The organism is Mesorhizobium sp. M0184, from assembly GCF_040322215.1.
GTDB lineage: Bacteria > Pseudomonadota > Alphaproteobacteria > Rhizobiales > Rhizobiaceae > Mesorhizobium.
The window spans coordinates 47382-64372 of the sequence record NZ_JAMYSZ010000021.1 but is presented as its reverse complement, the minus strand read 5'-3'; the positions used below and the strand labels follow the sequence as shown (position 1 = coordinate 64372).

General features: G+C 62.3%; 20 protein-coding genes. 10 read left to right on the top strand and 10 right to left on the bottom strand.

The annotated features are described in order from the left end of the window. Positions 1 to 9 precede the first annotated feature (9 nt). From hisF to hisB, 7 genes are read right to left on the bottom strand one after another with little or no spacing between them, the layout of a single operon-like run. Positions 10 to 804, bottom strand: coding sequence for an imidazole glycerol phosphate synthase subunit HisF (gene hisF, locus NKJ23_RS23145; protein WP_023677537.1), 795 nt, complete (start codon positions 802 to 804; stop codon positions 10 to 12). Beyond that, positions 801 to 1637: an arginase family protein gene (locus NKJ23_RS23140; protein ID WP_352568490.1), complete on the bottom strand. Its 837-nt coding sequence runs from the start codon at positions 1635 to 1637 to the stop codon at positions 801 to 803. The genes hisF and NKJ23_RS23140 overlap by 4 nt, the downstream gene beginning before the upstream one ends. Before the next feature lie 3 nt (positions 1638 to 1640). Continuing rightward, positions 1641 to 2384 carry a 1-(5-phosphoribosyl)-5-[(5-phosphoribosylamino)methylideneamino]imidazole-4-carboxamide isomerase gene (gene hisA, locus NKJ23_RS23135; RefSeq protein WP_352454816.1) on the bottom strand — a complete coding sequence of 248 codons (744 nt, stop codon included), beginning with the start codon at positions 2382 to 2384 and terminating at the stop codon, positions 1641 to 1643. Positions 2385 to 2386: 2 nt separating this feature from the next. Next, positions 2387 to 2677 (bottom strand): DUF1330 domain-containing protein, encoded by a 291-nt coding sequence (locus tag NKJ23_RS23130; protein ID WP_352568491.1) that lies wholly within the window; start codon positions 2675 to 2677, stop codon positions 2387 to 2389. 3 nt (positions 2678 to 2680) lie between these two features. Further along, positions 2681 to 3331 (bottom strand): imidazole glycerol phosphate synthase subunit HisH, encoded by a 651-nt coding sequence (gene hisH, locus NKJ23_RS23125; RefSeq protein WP_023677533.1) that lies wholly within the window; start codon positions 3329 to 3331, stop codon positions 2681 to 2683. Between the two features lies 1 nt (position 3332). Next, positions 3333 to 3806, bottom strand: coding sequence for a DUF2628 domain-containing protein (locus NKJ23_RS23120; RefSeq protein WP_352682623.1), 474 nt, complete (start codon positions 3804 to 3806; stop codon positions 3333 to 3335). Positions 3807 to 3810: 4 nt separating this feature from the next. Then, positions 3811 to 4410: an imidazoleglycerol-phosphate dehydratase HisB gene (hisB, locus tag NKJ23_RS23115; protein WP_023677531.1), complete on the bottom strand. Its 600-nt coding sequence runs from the start codon at positions 4408 to 4410 to the stop codon at positions 3811 to 3813. Positions 4411 to 4636: 226 nt separating this feature from the next. Here hisB and hslV point away from each other — a divergent pair, with 226 nt between their 5' ends. The 5 genes from hslV to NKJ23_RS23090 all read left to right on the top strand — a co-directional run bounded on the left by hslV (position 4637) and on the right by NKJ23_RS23090 (position 8781). After that, entirely contained in the window at positions 4637 to 5188 is a 552-nt protein-coding gene (hslV, locus tag NKJ23_RS23110) for an ATP-dependent protease subunit HslV (RefSeq protein WP_023677530.1), read from the top strand. Next, positions 5178 to 5720: a GNAT family N-acetyltransferase gene (locus NKJ23_RS23105; protein WP_352568494.1), complete on the top strand. Its 543-nt coding sequence runs from the start codon at positions 5178 to 5180 to the stop codon at positions 5718 to 5720. Before hslV ends, NKJ23_RS23105 begins: the two co-directional genes overlap by 11 nt. 4 nt (positions 5721 to 5724) lie before the next feature. Next, positions 5725 to 6321, top strand: a complete 597-nt coding sequence (locus NKJ23_RS23100) for a DUF2585 domain-containing protein (protein WP_023677528.1) — start codon at positions 5725 to 5727, stop codon at positions 6319 to 6321. A 4-nt stretch (positions 6322 to 6325) separates the two neighbouring features. Then, entirely contained in the window at positions 6326 to 7639 is a 1314-nt protein-coding gene (gene hslU, locus NKJ23_RS23095; protein ID WP_352568495.1) for an ATP-dependent protease ATPase subunit HslU, read from the top strand. A 182-nt stretch (positions 7640 to 7821) separates the two neighbouring features. Then, positions 7822 to 8781, top strand: a complete 960-nt coding sequence (locus tag NKJ23_RS23090; protein WP_352576350.1) for a DUF1402 family protein — start codon at positions 7822 to 7824, stop codon at positions 8779 to 8781. Between the two features lie 34 nt (positions 8782 to 8815). Here NKJ23_RS23090 and NKJ23_RS23085 read toward each other — a convergent pair whose 3' ends face one another. Genes NKJ23_RS23085 through NKJ23_RS23075 form a run of 3 tightly spaced genes read right to left on the bottom strand, consistent with a single transcriptional unit; the run spans position 8816 to position 11533 of the window. Then, positions 8816 to 10045: an NAD(P)/FAD-dependent oxidoreductase gene (locus NKJ23_RS23085; protein WP_352682684.1), complete on the bottom strand. Its 1230-nt coding sequence runs from the start codon at positions 10043 to 10045 to the stop codon at positions 8816 to 8818. A 2-nt stretch (positions 10046 to 10047) separates the two neighbouring features. Then, positions 10048 to 10362: a MocE family 2Fe-2S type ferredoxin gene (locus tag NKJ23_RS23080; protein WP_352454826.1), complete on the bottom strand. Its 315-nt coding sequence runs from the start codon at positions 10360 to 10362 to the stop codon at positions 10048 to 10050. Between the two features lie 40 nt (positions 10363 to 10402). Beyond that, positions 10403 to 11533, bottom strand: coding sequence for a fatty acid desaturase family protein (locus tag NKJ23_RS23075; protein ID WP_352682620.1), 1131 nt, complete (start codon positions 11531 to 11533; stop codon positions 10403 to 10405). Positions 11534 to 11667: 134 nt separating this feature from the next. Between NKJ23_RS23075 and NKJ23_RS23070 the strand changes: the two genes are divergently transcribed. The 5 genes from NKJ23_RS23070 (at position 11668) to iolG (ending at position 16981) form a co-directional block, all read left to right on the top strand. After that, entirely contained in the window at positions 11668 to 12699 is a 1032-nt protein-coding gene (locus tag NKJ23_RS23070) for a LacI family DNA-binding transcriptional regulator (protein WP_023677522.1), read from the top strand. 309 nt (positions 12700 to 13008) lie between these two features. Further along, a complete protein-coding gene (locus NKJ23_RS23065; RefSeq protein ID WP_352451673.1) occupies positions 13009 to 13950 on the top strand; it encodes a sugar ABC transporter substrate-binding protein in 942 nt (313 codons plus the stop codon). A 114-nt stretch (positions 13951 to 14064) separates the two neighbouring features. Next, a complete protein-coding gene (locus NKJ23_RS23060; protein WP_292655972.1) occupies positions 14065 to 15141 on the top strand; it encodes an ABC transporter permease in 1077 nt (358 codons plus the stop codon). Positions 15142 to 15143: 2 nt separating this feature from the next. After that, entirely contained in the window at positions 15144 to 15911 is a 768-nt protein-coding gene (locus NKJ23_RS23055; RefSeq protein WP_254815918.1) for an ATP-binding cassette domain-containing protein, read from the top strand. Between the two features lie 68 nt (positions 15912 to 15979). Then, positions 15980 to 16981 (top strand): inositol 2-dehydrogenase, encoded by a 1002-nt coding sequence (iolG, locus tag NKJ23_RS23050; RefSeq protein ID WP_352682618.1) that lies wholly within the window; start codon positions 15980 to 15982, stop codon positions 16979 to 16981. The last annotated feature ends 10 nt before the right edge of the window (positions 16982 to 16991 follow it).

The following is a 16991-nucleotide window of genomic DNA, read 5'->3' as shown; positions in this document are numbered from 1 at the left end:
GGAAAGGCTCTAGGACCGATTACCCGGCGAGTCCAGCCGCATCGGCAGTCCGGCCTGAGCCATGTGCAGCTTGGCTTCGGCGATGCTGTAGGTGCCGAAATGGAAGATCGACGCCGCCAGCACCGCGCCGGCATGGCCGTCGCGAATGCCTTCGACAAGGTGGTCGAGCGTGCCGACGCCACCGGAAGCGATGACCGGCACGCGTACGGCATCGGCGACCGCGCGGGTAAGGGCTATGTCGTAGCCGGCCTTGGTGCCGTCGCGGTCCATCGATGTTAGCAGGATCTCGCCGGCGCCGAGATCGACCACTCGCCGAGCGAACTCGACGGCGTCGATGCCGGTCTTCTCGCGGCCGCCATGGGTGAATATCTCCCAGCGATCAGCCTCGCTCGCAGCGGACACTTTCTTGGCATCGATGGCGACGACGATGCACTGGTTGCCGAATTTGTCGGCAGCCTCGGCGACAAAATTTGGGGTCTTCACCGCCGCCGTGTTGATCGACACCTTGTCGGCGCCGGCCAGTAGCAGCTTCCTGATGTCGGCGACCTGACGGACGCCACCGCCAACGGTCAGCGGCATGAAACATTGTTCGGCGGTGCGGGCGATGACATCGAAAATGGTCTCGCGGTTTTCCGACGAGGCGGTGATGTCGAGAAAGCAGAGCTCGTCGGCGCCGGCCGCGTCATAGGCTTTTGCCGCTTCGACGGGATCGCCGGCGTCGACCAGGTCGACGAAATTGACGCCCTTGACGACACGGCCGTTCTTGACGTCGAGACAGGGGATGACGCGGGCTTTCAGCATCAGATCCTCTCGATCGCCGCAAGAAAGTCGACAAGCAGCTGGCCGACGACGCGCGGAACTTCGGACTGGGAATCAAAGGCCGGGTCGTAGGCCGAGAGCGTCACGCCGACGATTGGGATTGACCTGGCCAGTCCGCAGGCAAGCTGCCGTAGCTGTTCCGGACTCGGGCCGCCCGGGTGCGCGTAGCGGTTCACCTGCAACACATCCGGATCGAGGACATCCAGGTCGAGATGCAGATGCGCCCGCACAGTCCCTGTCGCCGTGAGCTTTCCGATCATATCGAGTGCACCGGCACATTCGGTGCGCACGATCGGCAAAGTTTCCAGCAGTCGCTTTTCGTCGGGATCGAGGTCGCGGGCATCGACCAGCATGCAGCGCGCCGGGTCTATCGGCCGGAACCCCGGAATTGCTGCCGCCATCGGATGCCAGCAGAGCCCGAGCGTCGCCGCCAGCGCCATGCCGTCGAGAAAGCCGTAGGAGGACGTCTCCGGCGTGTTGAGATCGCCATGCTGGTCGATCCAGATGATCGAATCCGCAACTTCACCGGCGACCGCACCGGCGGCGGTCAGGCAATTTCCAGCAAGGATAATGGGGAAGCGCCCTCCATCGCGGGCGAGGTTAACCTTGGTCGCGACGGCGTTGCAGACGGCGAAGCCGGTTGCAATTTCGCGCCCCTGCTCGTCTCCGACCTTGCCGATATCTTCGACGGCGACGTCATGGCCAGCCACGGTCAGGGCTTCGACCAGCCCACCGCCGATGATGGCGTCCGGCCCCTGGCCGCACCCTTCGTGATAGTGCCCGCTGTCGTAGGGAGCAACGATAATCGAGACCTTCACGTTTCACACCCCTGCCATCGGTTTGCCACGCAGGATCGCCAATGCCTCGGCCGGGTCGATGCGGCCGTCGTAGAGGGCGCGTCCGGAGATCGCGCCTTCGAGCTTGCGGGCATCGGGCATGGTCATGCGCACGATGTCGGCGATCGAGGCGAGCCCGCCCGAGGCGATAACCGGGATCGACACCGCGTCGGCGAGATCGATGGTGGCGTCCCAGTTGATGCCGGTCAGCACACCGTCGCGGTCGATATCGGTGTAGATGATGGCGGCGACGCCGGCACCCTCGAATTTCCTCGCCAGTTCAATGACGCCGAGGCTCGAGGCTTCAGCCCAGCCTTCGACCGCGACCTTGCCGCCCTTGGCGTCGATGCCGACGGCGATCTTGCCCGGGAATGCCTTGCAGGCCTGCCTGACCAGATCCGGATCGCGCACCGCCACGGTGCCAAGAATGACGCGGGCCAGCCCACGGTCGAGCCAGTCCTCGATCTGCGCCAGGGTGCGGATGCCGCCGCCGAGCTGCACCGGATTGCTCGTCGCCTTCAGGATAGCGCCGACCGCGGCGCTGTTGACGCTCTGGCCCTTGAAGGCGCCGTTGAGGTCGACGACGTGCAACCATTCGAAGCCCTGCTCTTCGAAGGCGCGCGCCTGAGCGGCGGGATCGTCATTGTAGATGGTGGCGGTCGCCATGTCGCCATGCCTGAGGCGCACGCATTTGCCGTCCTTGAGGTCTATCGCCGGAAACAGAAACACCTTCAGGCGCCTTCGACGATGACAAAGTGGCCGGTCGAGCCGGCGAGCCTGTACTTCGAGGCCTCCTGGTATTCAGGCGAGCCGTAGCATTCCAGCGCCTTTGCATAGGATTCGAATTCCACCAGCACGTGGCGATTGCCTGCCGGTCCTTCCGGGCTGGTGTACCGCCCGGCGCGCACCGGGAACTTCGCGCCGTATTTCGCGAAAGCCGCGGCATTGGCCTCGATGTACTGCTTGTAGATCTCGGGATCGTGGACATCGACCATTGCCATCCAATAGCCCTTCTTGCTCATGGTTCAGGGCCTCCAGCCTAGGAAATTGGTGATCAGCGCCAGGCCCAGCGCCTGGCTCTTCTCGGGGTGGAATTGCGTTCCGGCTAGGTTGTCGCGGGCGACAGCGGCCGTTACCGGGCCGCCATAGTCGGCAACCGCCAGCACCTCATCCTCCTTCCGTGCATCGAGATGGTAGGAGTGGACGAAATAGGCGTGCAGTCCCTTGCCACCCGTCGCAATGCCGGAAAACAGCGGATGCTTGCGCTTCAGGTCAATTGTGTTCCAGCCGATCTGCGGGATCTTCAGTGTCGGATCGGCCGGCGTGATCTCCTTGACGTCGCCGGCGACCCAGCCAAAGCCCTTTGTGACGGTCTTTTCCAGGCCTCGCTCCGACATCAGCTGCATGCCGACGCAGATGCCGAGGAACGGCCGAGCCTTGGCGATCGCCACCTCCTCGACCGCTTCCCACATGCCGGCGACCGCACGCAGTCCAGCGGCGCAATCGGCATAGGCACCGACGCCGGGCAGGACGATGCGGTCGGCGGTCCTGACCCGCTCGGCATCGGCGGTGAGTTCGATCGCGGCGGCAATGCCGGCTTCATGCGCGGCACGCTCGAAGGCCTTGGTGGCCGAGCGCAGATTGCCCGACCCGTAATCGATGATCGCAACCCTCATCTCAGGGCTTTCCCGGAATATGGTTCAGCCCCAGCGCCAGGCCCATCTGCGCCGACCGGGCATGTGCTGCGTCTGGGACGATGCGTTGCACCGTCGGTTGTTCATCCGACTGAGCATCGGCTTCCAATGCATAGCGGACGTCTGCGTCGTCGAGCCTGTCGGCCTCGACCACGCCCCATTCATGCCAGCCGCGACGGCGCAAGGCTGCGATCCGCAAGCCCTGCCCTTCCAGTCCGACAAAGAGCATGACAAGCAGGGATAAAAGCGAGCCGGCTGTTTCCAGGTCCAGCCTTTCGCCCAGCATCGAGAGCAGGCCCATGGCGACAAACGCCAATGCCGCCTCGACCCACAGCCGGTGCCAGGCCAGCCACAGCGGCGGCACCAAGAAGCCGAGCCAGGCAAAGCCTTCACGGATAAAGGTAGTGTCCACGCTTTCGCTGCGGCCTGGCGGCTCCATTACGACATAGATGGCCATGGCGTTACCCTTTCAGGGATCCCTTGGTGGAGGGAACCGCGTCCGGCTGGCGCAGGTCGCGCTCAAGTGCCGAACGCAACACACGCGCCACGGCCTTGAAGCAGGTCTCGGCGACGTGGTGGTTGTTGGCGCCGTAATGATTGGTGACATGCAGCGTGATGCCGGCATTCTGCGCCAGCGCGTGGAAGAATTCGCGCACCAGCTCGGTGTCGAACGTACCGATCTTCGGCGACGAGAATGAAACATTCCAGACCAGAAAAGGCCGGCCGGAGACATCGATTGCCGCCCGCGTCAGTGTCTCGTCCATGGCGAGATCGATCGAGGCGTAGCGCATGATGCCGCGCCGCTCGCCCAATGCCTTGGCCAGCGCCTGGCCGAGCGCAATGCCCGTATCCTCGACCGTGTGGTGGTCGTCTATGTGCAGGTCGCCCTTGGCCTTCACGGTCATGTCGATCAGCGAATGGCGCGACAACTGGTCCAGCATATGGTCGAAGAAGCCGACGCCCGTCGAAATGTCTGATTTGCCCGAGCCGTCGACCTGAACCGATACGGCGATGTCGGTTTCCCTGGTCTTGCGGCTTATCTCGGCGGAACGGGGCGCCATGACCTCATCCTTGTCTCAGATTTTGCACGATTCAGGCGTTCACATGCCTGAAAACGAAAGCCTTCTAGCAGCATGATCCGGCGATTGCCAGTTACCGCTGCGGAGCACAGTCCGGCCCGGCGGATGGCCGGTTTGCAATCGTCCGGCCTATGCATACATATGGCCGATCAAGTCACTCGTAACGCGCCGATCGCCTCGATGGGATCGGTGCTTATCGGAGCAGAAAATGTCGAATGAACTGACCATGCATGCCACGACCATCCTGACCGTGCGCAAGGGCGGCAAGGTGGTGATCGCCGGCGACGGCCAGGTCAGCCTCGGCCAGACGATCATGAAAGGCAACGCCAAGAAGGTGCGCCGCATCGGCAAGGGCGGCAACGTCATTGCCGGTTTCGCCGGCGCCACCGCCGATGCCTTCACTCTGCTCGAGCGGCTTGAAGCCAAGCTCGAACAATATCCCGACCAGCTGACACGCGCCTGCGTCGAGCTTGCCAAGGACTGGCGCACCGACCGCTATTTGCGGCGGCTGGAAGCGATGATGCTGGTGGCCGACAAGTCGGTGTCGCTGGCGCTGACCGGCACCGGCGACGTGCTGGAGCCCGAATTTGGCGTCATGGCCATCGGCTCGGGCGGCAATTACGCGCTGGCAGCGGCACGCGCGCTGGTGGACAGCGACAAGGGCGCAGAGGAGATCGCCCGCAAGGCGATGCAGATCGCGTCAGACATTTGCGTCTACACCAACAACAACTTCGTCGTCGAAACCCTCGATGCCGCCTGAGCGGAGCCTCCGCTATGGTTTTCGGCCGGTGACCCAGAGGGACCTGCCGATGATCGCCGGCTGGCTTGCCGAGCCGCATGTCGCCAAATGGTGGAACGACCCAGAGACCGAGATTGCGGAGATCCGCGAGCATATCGACAGCATTTCGGTCGAGCCGCTGATTATCGAGCTCGACGGAAAGCCCATCGGCTATTTGCAGAGCTACGATCCGCATCTGGAGGACGGCCATCCCTATAGCGACCAGCCGTTCGGCACGCTCGGCATCGATCTGTCGATCGGCGTGCCGGAGCTTGTCGGGGTCGGCCACGGCTCGGCGATCGTCCGGCAGTTCGTCGAGCAGCTTTTCGAGGAAGGTACGCCGCGCGTCATCATCGACCCGGACCCCGCCAATGCACGGGCTATCCGTGCCTATGAAAAGGCCGGTTTCACGGCTATCGATCGCAGGAAGTCGGAATATGGCGATGCCGTGCTGATGGCGATTGATGCCCCAGAGGGTGATGCCGGACAGGGTGACGCAGAAGAGGGGCAATAGCAGCATGAGCGTATCCAGCGACAAAACCGTCTCGGCCTACTACGACAGTTGGCGAATGGGGCTTCTGCTGGTTCTCGGCCTGGTCATCTTCCAGGCCGGGGTTCTTTACGGCATGGGGCGGACGCCGATCTGTACCTGCGGCTATGTCAAGCTGTGGCACGGCATCGTGCAAAGCTCGGAGAATTCCCAGCATATTTCCGACTGGTACAGCTTCTCGCACATCATTCACGGTTTCCTGTTCTATGCGCTGGCGTGGTTCCTTTTCCCGCGCTCGCCGATCGGGCTCAGGCTGGCCTTTGCGGTGGTTATAGAGGGCGGCTGGGAGCTGCTCGAGAACAGCCCTTTCATCATCGATCGCTATCGCGCCGGCACGATCTCGCTCGACTATTATGGCGACAGCATCATCAATTCGGTGTCGGACACGCTGGCCATGGTGCTGGGGTTTGTCATGGCGCGAAGGCTTCCTATATGGGTGGTCGTAACCCTCGCCCTCATCTTCGAATTCGGTGTCGGCTATCTCATCCGGGACAATCTGACACTCAACGTGATCATGCTGCTGCATCCGTTCGAGTCCATTCGGCAGTGGCAAAGTGGAATTTAGTGACATGAGCACCTTCTCTCCTCGCGAAATCGTTTCGGAACTCGACCGCTTCATCATCGGCCAGAAAGACGCCAAGCGTGCCGTGGCGATTGCCTTGCGCAACCGCTGGCGCCGCCAGCAGCTCGAGGGCCAGATGCGCGAAGAGGTGATGCCGAAGAATATCCTGATGATCGGCCCGACCGGCGTCGGCAAGACCGAGATTTCGCGCCGCCTGGCACGCCTTGCCGGTGCGCCTTTCGTTAAGGTCGAAGCCACCAAGTTCACCGAGGTCGGTTATGTCGGCCGCGATGTCGAGCAGATCATCCGCGACCTGGTCGAGATCGCCATCGGGCTGGTTCGCGAGAAGATGCGCGAGGACGTCAAGGCGCGTGCCCACATCAACGCCGAGGAACGGGTGCTCGAAGCGCTTGTCGGCAAGACGGCGAGCCCGGCCACCCGTGACAGTTTCCGCAAGAAGCTGCGCGACGGCGAGCTCGACGACAAGGAGATTGAGATCGAAGTGGCCGATACCGGCAATGGCGGCATGCCCGGCTTCGAGATCCCCGGCATGCCGGGCGCCAATATCGGCGTGCTCAACATCAACGACATGCTGTCGAAGGCAATGGGCGGCCAGAAGACCAAGATGCGCAAGACGACCGTCAAGGAGTCCTACGGGCTGTTGATCAGCGACGAGTCCGACAAGCTGCTCGACCAGGACGAGGTGGTGCGCAGGGCACTCGAATCGACCGAGAACGACGGCATTGTCTTCCTTGACGAGATCGACAAGATCGCCTCGCGCGAAGGCGGCATCGGTGCCGGTGTTTCGCGTGAAGGTGTGCAGCGCGACCTGCTGCCGCTGGTCGAAGGCACCACGGTTGCGACCAAATACGGACCGGTGAAGACCGACCACATCCTGTTCATCGCCTCGGGTGCGTTCCACGTCGCCAAGCCCTCCGATCTGCTGCCGGAATTGCAGGGCCGCCTGCCGATCCGCGTCGAGCTGCGGGCGCTGGAGAAGGGCGATTTCGTCCGCATCCTCACCGAGACCGAAGCCAGCCTGATCAAGCAGTATATTGCGCTGATGAAGACCGAAGGCGTCGATCTGGTCTTCACCGACGACGCCATCGATTCGTTGGCCGGCATCGCCGTGGACCTCAACGCCAGCGTCGAGAATATTGGCGCCAGGCGGCTGCAGACGGTGATGGAACGGGTGCTGGACGAAATCTCCTATGACGCGCCGGACCGCAACGGCACCTCGGTGACAATCGATGCCGCCTATGTCGAGAAGCATGTCGGCGACCTCTCCAGAAACACGGACTTGTCGCGTTTCATCCTGTAGGAGACGCTTCATTCTCGAAGAGGGTCGGGGAATTGCTCCCGGCCTCCCCAATTTGGCCCAGCATTCCCGATGTGTGGCCAAATGGAAGCATCCGGCAAGCTTTCGTCCCGTCGGGTGCAGGCGTCTCTCGACTCCCGGTGGAGCATTACCTAGTTTGCCGGCGACTATTTGGGCGGCGGCGCATGAAAAAACTGATCCTCGTCATTTTGGGGCTGACGCTGGCGGCAGCCATGTTCGCCGCGCAAGCGGCAACGATGGTGCCGCCGGGCAACCGCAACACCGAGCAGCCCGACATACCGGGCGCTTCGAGCCGGCGCACCCAGGCGACCAACACCACCTTCCAGGCGAAATACCGCAAAGTCTTTGCGCTGCTCCAGAACGATGCCGAGCTGCGCGGCAAGATCAAGCAGGCAGCCGCGGCCTATGACATCGACCCAATGCATATCGTTGGAGCCATCGTCGGCGAGCATACCTATAATGTCGATGCCTATGACCGGCTGCAGACCTATTACGTCAAGGCGATCTCGTATCTGTCGAGCAAGCTCTCCTTTGCCTATGATGGCGAGGACATCACCGATTTCGTGCAACGGCCGCAATTTGCGAAATGCGCAGGGAAGTCCGACAGCTACGATCTGTGGGAGTGCCGCGAACAGGTGTGGAACCGGTCGTTCCGCGGCAAAACCGTCAACGGCGAGAGCTTTCCCAACGACCGCTTCGGCGCCACTTTCTTCCAGCCTTATTATGCCGGCCAGACTTTTGGCCTTGGCCAGCTCAATCCGCTGACGGCACTGCAGATGAGCGATCTCGTGCACAAGGTTTCCGGCCTGCCGGAACTCGACGTCGGCGACCCCAATGCGGTCTACAAGACGATCATGGACCCTGACCTGACACTGCCTTATGTCGCGGCGACGATAAGGAAGTCGATCGACGCCTATAAAAGCATTGCCGGCTTCGACATCTCAGGCAATCCCGGCATCACGTCGACGCTCTACAATGTCGGCAATCCCGAACAGCGCGCCTATGCGCTGAAAGCCGAGAACGACAAGCGCCGCGCTGCGGGCGAGCCGGAAAAGCTGCCCGAGGAAAATTACTATGGCTGGCTGGTCAACGACAAGCTGCCGGAGCTGAAAGCGCTGTTTTAGCGGAACGCGTTCGGCCAATTATCCACGCGGCGGATCAAGCCGCCAGCAGCGATTTTAATTTGACCGCCTGCGAGACTAGCGATTCGGGCGCCGGCCTTGCCTGCTTTGCAATCAGCATCTCGGCCAGCCTTATGTCGCGGGCGACCGCGTTGCCGGGGCCGATGCCGCTTGCCGCAACCAGCCTGCCGTCCTCGGCGAGGTGGAACAGGATGAAGGCGCCGTCGCCGAGGTCGCGGCGCACGATGCTGCGGCCTTCGTCCGACAGGCCGGCGATCTGCAAGGTCAGGCCGTACTGATCCGACCAGAACCACGGCACCGCCGCATGGGACTCGCCGGCGCCAAGCATATTCCTTGCGGCGAGCGCGCCCTGCTCCTGTGCATTGCGCCAAGCTTCGAGCCGCACGCGCCGGCCGCCATAGATGGCGAGCGGAAACGAACAGCAATCGCCGGCGGCAAAGATATCCCGGTCGCTGGTGCGAAGCTCGGCGTCGACGGCGACACCGTTGTCGACGGTCAGCCCCGCCTCCGCGGCAAGTCCGGTCACCGGCACGGCGCCGATGCCGATCACGGCAAGATCGGCGACAATGTCGTGTCCACCGGCGAGCGCGATGCGCACTTCGGCGCCATCATCGGCAATGGCGGCGATGCCCTCGCCGCACAGGATTTTCACGCCTTCGGCTTCATGCGCCTGATGGATGATTTGCGCGATCTCGGCCGGCACGCCGCGCATCAAGATGCGCGGCTGCGCCTCGATAACTGTGACCGCCGCACCCAGTCTGCGTGCCGCCGCGGCAAGCTCAAGCCCGATGAAGCCGCCGCCAATGATGGCGATGCGATTTCCGGCGCTGAGATGGGCGCGAATGGCCAGCGCGTCGTTGAAGGTCCGGAGGTAGACGCAGCGCCCGCCAAGGCCCGGCATCGGCAGCTTGCGCGGCACCGAACCGGTCGCCAGCAGGAGCTTGTCGTAGGCCAGGACGGAACCGTCCGAGAGGCGCACGACATGCGCCGCGCGGTCGATCGCCACCGCCTGAATCGAATGGATATGTCTGATCGATCTTTCGGCCAGGATCGCGTCGGTGGCGATTGCCTTGAGCAGGGGCGCGTCGGCAACCATCGTGTCTTTCGACAGCGGCGGGCGCTCATAGGGCAGATGCGGCTCGTCGCCGACCAGCGTCACCGGTCCATTAAAGCCGAGCTCGCGCAGCGCAAGGGCGGCGCGCCCGCCGCATTCGCCGGCGCCAATGATTACCATTCCCTTCGTCATCATCAACCGATCCGGACAAGGACTTTGCCGGCGTCGACCTTGACCGGATAGGTCCTGAGATCGACGCAGACCGGCGCGCCCCTGGCAGCCCCTGTCTTGTAGTTGAAGCGGCCATTATGCTTCGGGCATTCGATGATATCGTCCATCACCAGCCCGTCGGCCAGATGCACCTTCTCATGCGTGCAAAGCCCGTCGGTGGCGAAATACCCGTCGTCGGGGCTGCGATAGATGGCAAAGGTGCGGCCGCCATGGTCGAAGCGCATCACGTCCTCTTCGTCGATGTCCTCGGCGTCACAGGCCTCGACCCAGTCGCTCATTTACGCGTCCCTCGATGTTTGGTGCCTTGGCATGGGCTTGTCATTCAGCAGCCACCGCAACAGCAGCGTTATCGCTGTGGAAATCCTCGCGATAGGGCCTCGCCGTCGGCGGCAGTTCGCGCTTGATGAAATAATCCTCAGTGCGCAGCTGGCGCAGGAAAGCCGGTATCATCTCGCGGTAGCCGGCCAGGATGGACGGTGTCGGCGTCGGCAGATCGTGCTTGATCAGTTCGTGCAGCCTGGGCAGCGCGTGATAGGGCACCATGGGAAACATGTGATGCTCGACATGGTAGTTCATGTTCCAGTAGATGAAGCGGCTTATCGGGTTCATGTAGACGGTGCGGCTGTTGAGCCGGTGATCGGTGACGTTTTCAGCCAGGCCGCCATGCTGCAGCAGGCCGACCATGACATGGTGCCAGGCACCGTAAAGCCTGGGCAGACCGACCAGCATCAGCGGCAGGAACGAGCCGGTATAGAGCGCCAGCGCAATGGTCGCGGCATAGATTGTCGTCCAGATGCGGGCAATGCGAATTGCCTTCGGCTGCTCCTGGTCGGGAATGAAGGTTCTTTCGGCCGGGCTGACGATGCCGGCTGCATTGCGCAGCATGTCGCTCATCGCGTGCCAGGCGTCGAGAATGCCGACGAAGTTGAGCCCCACGCGCAGAAGATCGGGCGGACGCATCACCGATATCTCCGGATCGCGGCCGACCATGATGGTATCGGTATGGTGGCGCGTATGGCTCCAGCGCCAGGTCACGGGATTGCGCATGATCATGAAGCAGGCGACCTGATAGACCACGTCGTTCATCCACTGCGTCCTGAAAGCGGTGCCGTGGCCGCATTCGTGCCAGCGTGAATCGGTGGAGGAACCGTAGAGGACGCCATAGACGAAGAAGAACGGCACGCACCACCAGCTGCCCCAGAACCAGGCGGCGCCGGCGCCGCTGAGAATCATGGTGCCGAGCCAGATGATGGTATCGCGGATCGCCGGGCCGTCGGAGCGCTGCATCAGCTCCTTCATCTGCTTGCGCGGCACGTCGGTGTGATACCACTCGGCCGCCGCCAGCCCGCTCTCGACGGCAAGCTTCGCGTCGCGGCCGATCAGGCTATAGTCGCGTCGGGACGCTGTTGCGGAACTCGTATTCCCGGTTCGGAGTCCAATATCCACCATAGCGAAGGCCTCGATCATATTCGGTCAGCGTTCAAAATAACGCCGAGCCCTGATAGGCTCAATATCACAAAGATAGTTTCTATCATTTTCCATCAGAATGGTGTAAAAGGGCCAAACAGTGGAGTAAGGCAGCGATGGCGAAACGGCCGACGATCACCGACCTGGCGCGCATTTCGGGGGTCAGCGTTGCCACCGTCGACCGGGTGCTGAACAACCGCTTGCCGGTGCGCGAGGAAACCGCGCGCCGCGTCTATGAGGCCGCGACCAGCATCGGCTATCACGCAGCCGGATTGATCAAGCAGCGGATGCGCCATGAATTGCCCGAATACCGGCTCGGGTTCCTGCTGTTGAGACGGGAGGACGTCTTCTACAGTGAATTTGCCCGCGAGCTTGAACTGGCGGTATCGCAGTCGCCGCGCTTTCGCGGCGTGGCCACCATCGACTTCGCCGCTTCGCTGGCGCCGGACGAGATCGTCGAGCGGATGCGCAAGCTGGCCGCCAAATCCAGGGCCGTCGCCCTGGTCGGGCCTGATCACCCGACGCTGACGGTCGCCGTCGAGGCTCTCAAAGCCAATGGCGTACCGGTGTTCTCCCTGCTTTCCGACTTTGCGTCCGGTATTCGCGAGGGCTATGTTGGCCTGGACAATCGCAAGGTCGGCCGCACCGCTGCCTGGATGATCTCGAAGGCCGCGAAGAGACCTGGCAAGGTTGCCCTCTTCGTCGGCAGCCATCGCTTCCATGGCCATGAGCTTCGCGAGATCGGTTTTCGCTCCTTCTTTCGCGAGCAGGCGCCGGAATTCACTCTCCTCGAGACGTTGGTCAATCTGGAAGCGAACCAGATCACGCATGATGCAATGATCGAGCTTCTGGCCCGCCACCCTGATCTCGCCGGTTGCTATGTCGCCGGTGGCGGCATGGAAGGCGCGATCTCGGCGCTGAGGGAGGCAAAGCCGGCTGAGATGCCGGCGGTCGTCTGCAACGAGATCACGCCCGACTCCCGCGCGGCGCTGGCAGATAATTTCCTGACCATGGTGATCTCGACGCCACTGGCGGCGCTTTGCCGCGAGCTTGTCGGGCTGATGGCGCATGCCATCGAGACCGGCGCTGCGAATGCGCCGGGCCAGACCTTTCTGCCCTTCGACATTTATCTGCCGGAAAACATCTGACGTCGCGGTCATCGGCGGCAGACATGATGTAATCTATCAGAACGCTTTCAGGCCTGGCTTGCGTTAGCGTCCGTCTAAAAGCGCTCGAAATGCCGAAAATCCATTCCTCATGGCGAAATCTCGCTTGACGCCCAAGCGAAATGGAATAAATATTTCACCAACTGAGAATTTTGGTTCTTTCGTTCCGGAAGATCTGTTTCAGGCAAATGCCTCCGGAACTAAAAATGGCAATCGGGAGAGAATTCCCTGCGAGATCGGGGATTCCGGGTAGATCGGTGCAGCCGGACACCAATGTGGAGGAGAAATAAAATGAAAAAACTGCTTTTGGGCGTCGCGTTCGCGGCGCTGATGAGTTCGTCCGCCTTTGCTGCCAAGATCGGCGTGTCGATGGCGTTGTTCGACGACAATTTTCTCACCGTGCTGCGCAACGGCATGATTGAACAGGCCAAGGGCATGGACGGCGTCGAGCTGCAGGTGGAGGATGCGCAGAACGACGTCGCCAAGCAACTCGACCAGATCAAGAACTTCGCCGCCTCAGGCGTCGACGCCATCATCGTCAACCCGGTCGACACCTCGGCGACTCAGGCGATGTCGGACGCAGCCGCCGCTGCCAAGATTCCACTGGTCTATGTCAATCGCGAGCCGGTCAACGTCGACACGCTGCCCGAAAACCAGGCCTTCGTCGCCTCGAACGAAGCCGATTCCGGCACGCTCGAGACCAAGGAGGTCTGCCGCCTGTTCAAGGAGGCCGGCAAGACTGAAGCCAACGTCTATGTGATCATGGGCGAGCTGTCGAACCAGGCAGCGGTGCAGCGCACCAAGGACATTGACGACGTGATCGCCACGCCGGAGTGCAGCTTCATCAAGATCATCGACAAGCAGACGTCGAACTGGAAGCGCGAAGAAGCGCAAAACCTGATGACCAACTGGCTGTCGACCGGCAAGCCGTTCGACGGCGTCATCGCCAATAATGACGAAAGCGCCATCGGCGCCATCCAGGCGATGAAGGCCGCCAACATCGACATGAAGTCGGTTGTCGTCGGCGGGGTCGACGCTACCCAGGATGCGCTTGCCGCGATGCAGGCGGGCGACCTCGATGCGACGGTGTTCCAGGACGCGGCCGGCCAGGGTGCCGGCGCGCTTGACGCAGCGCTCAAGCTGGCGAAGGGCGAGAAGGTCGAGCACAAGGTCTACATCCCGTTCCAGCTGGTCACGCCGGCAAACATCGACAAGTTCCTGAAGAAGAACTGAGGCGGACCTGTCCGATACGGAGCGGCGCGCCAAAGTAAGACAGCGCCGCTCCGCTTTTTCCCTCTCGGCCTGAACAGCGCCGAGTGGAGACCGTGGCTGACGGAGGAAGCACGATTGGCACAGACATCTCACGGCGTCGGCGGGCTCAGCTATGATGCGAAACGGCGCGCATGGCCGGCCGAATTCAACGTCTTCCTGGCGCTCGTCATCCTGGTCGGCGCTTTCGAGCTGATCGGCCGGGTTTTCCTGGGCGACAGCTTCCTGTTCAACACCCGCGACAATATCGATGCGATCTTCAACGAAGCGCGCCTGCAGATCATCATCCTGCAGGTGTCGATAGTCGGCATCATTGCCATCGGCGTGACGCAGGTGATCATTACCGGCGGCATCGACCTGTCCTCAGGTTCGATCGTCGGCGCCACGGCGATGATAGCCATGAGCTTCGCCCAGGTGGCGACCGTCAATGGCAACCCGAACCCGAAGGCGATGTTCATCGCCCAGGGCTGGACCGACCTGCCGGTGATCGTGCCCGTGCTGGTCGCGATCGGCTGCGGCCTGCTGGCCGGCCTGGTCAACGGCGCTTTGATCGCCTACACGCGCATCCCGCCGTTCATCGCCACGCTCGGCATGATGGTCACCGCGCGCGGCATCGCCAAATGGTGGTCAAAGGGGCAGCCGATCTCGTTTCCGACCGAGAGTTTCGCCGCCATCGGCAAGGGGCTGATGCCGGTCATCATTTTCATATCGCTCGCAGTGCTGTTCCAGCTGATCCTGAGTTACACCAAATATGGCAAGCACTGCTATGCAATCGGCTCCAATGAGGACGCCGCGCGCATGTCCGGCATCAACATCGCCAACCACAAGATCCTCGTCTACGTCATTGCCGGCGTCCTCGCCGCGCTCGCCGCCGTGGTGCTGAGCTCCAAGAATCTCACCGCCCAGGCCGGCATGGGTGTAATGTACGAGCTCGACGCGATCGCCATGGCGGTTATCGGCGGCGTCTCGCTGTCGGGCGGCCGCGGTTCGATTATCGGGACAGTGATCGGCTCGCTGATCTTCGGCGTCATCATCTCCGGCTTCACCTTTCTGCGCCTCGACGCCTATTATCAGGAGATGGTCAAAGGCGTGATCATCGTCGGCGCAGTCGTACTCGACCAGTGGCGCCAACGCCTGCGGGCGATGAGGGCTTGATCATGTCAGACATCGTCCTGAAGACCGAAAACCTCACCAAGTATTATGGCGGCGTCCATGCGCTGGAGGGTGCCAACTTCGAGCTGCGCAAGGGCGAGCATGTCGCCATCATGGGCGACAACGGCGCTGGCAAATCGACCTTCGTACGCCAGATCACCGGCGTCGAGCAGCGCACCAGCGGCAGGATGTGGTTCGACGGCAAGGAAGTGAATTTTGCCGGCCCCATCGAAGCCCGCGAGGCAGGCATCGAGACGGTGTTCCAGAACCTGGCGCTCGCCGACGACCTCGACGTGCCGTCGAACCTGTTCCTCGGCCGCGAGCGGGTGCTTTTCAATCTCGGGCCCTTCTCGATCCTCGATCGCAAGTTCATGCGCAAGGCGACCGAGGCAGCCTTGGTCCGGACAGCGGTCAAGATCCCCAATCTTTCCAATACTATCCGCCACATGTCGGGCGGCCAGCGCCAGTGCGTAGCAATTGCCAGAACCGCGACCTTTGCTTCCAAGCTCATCATCATGGATGAGCCGACGGCGGCACTCGGCGTGCAGGAGACGATGCAGGTCGAAAACATCATCCGCACGCTGAAGGAGAATGGCGAACCGCTGATCCTGATCTCTCACAACATGCGCCAGGTGTTCGACCTGGTCGACCGCATCGTCGTTTTCCGGCGCGGCCGCATCGTCGCCAATTTGCGCAAGCAGGACACCGACGGCAACGATATCGTCTCCTACATCACCGGCGCCAAGACCGGGCAGGCGGAACTTGCGGCGTAACGGCCAACGCCGAGCCACAGGCGCTGACGCGCCCTCCCTTCCGAACCATCCTCAAAGGAAAACTCTTCATGCCTCTTCGCTTTGCTCTTCTCGGTGCCGGCCGTATCGGCAAGGTCCATGCTCGCGCCGTCGGTTCCAATCCTGAGGCCAGGCTGGTCGCAGTTGCCGACGCCTTCGAGAAGGCGGCGACCGATCTGGCCTCTGCCTATGGCGCCGAAGTGCGCAGCATCGATGCCATCGAGAAGGCCGGCGATATCGACGCGGTCGTCATCTGCACGCCGACCGACACTCATGCCGACCTGATCGAACGCTTCGCCAAAGCGGGCAAGGCGATTTTCTGCGAAAAGCCGATCGATCTCGACGCCGGCAGAGTGGAAGAATGCCTGGCCGTCGTCGACAAGGCCGGCGCCACCCTGATGGTCGGCTTCAACCGCCGCTTCGATCCGCATTTTGCCGCCGTGCGCAAGGCGATCGACGACGGCGCCATCGGCACTGTCGAAATGGTGACAATCACCTCGCGCGATCCCGGCCCGCCGCCGCTCGACTATATCGGCCGCTCGGGCGGCATCTTCCGCGACATGACCATTCATGATTTCGACATGGCGCGCTTCCTGCTCGGCGAGGAGCCGGTGGCGGTCAGCGCGCATGCTTCGGTGCTGGTCGACAAGAAGATCGGCGAGGCCGGCGACTTCGACAGCGTCAGCGTCATCCTCGAAACTGCCTCCGGCAAGCAATGCGTTATCTCCAACTCACGCCGCGCCACCTACGGCTACGACCAGCGCATCGAGGTGCATGGCTCCAAAGGCATGATTGCGGCCGAGAACCAGCGGCCGGTGTCGATCGAACTGGCCAATGAGAAAGGCTATACGCGGCCGCCGCTGCACGATTTCTTCATGACCCGTTATCTCGACGCTTATGCCAACGAGATCGCTGCCTTCATCGCGGCAGCGACGTCAGGCAAGAAGGCGACGCCGAGCGGCAAGGACGGGCTGGTGGCGCTCAGGCTGGCGGATGCGGCGCTGAAATCGGCCAAGGAAGGCAAGACCGTCCGCCTCCACAAAACAATCTGACTATCAAGCA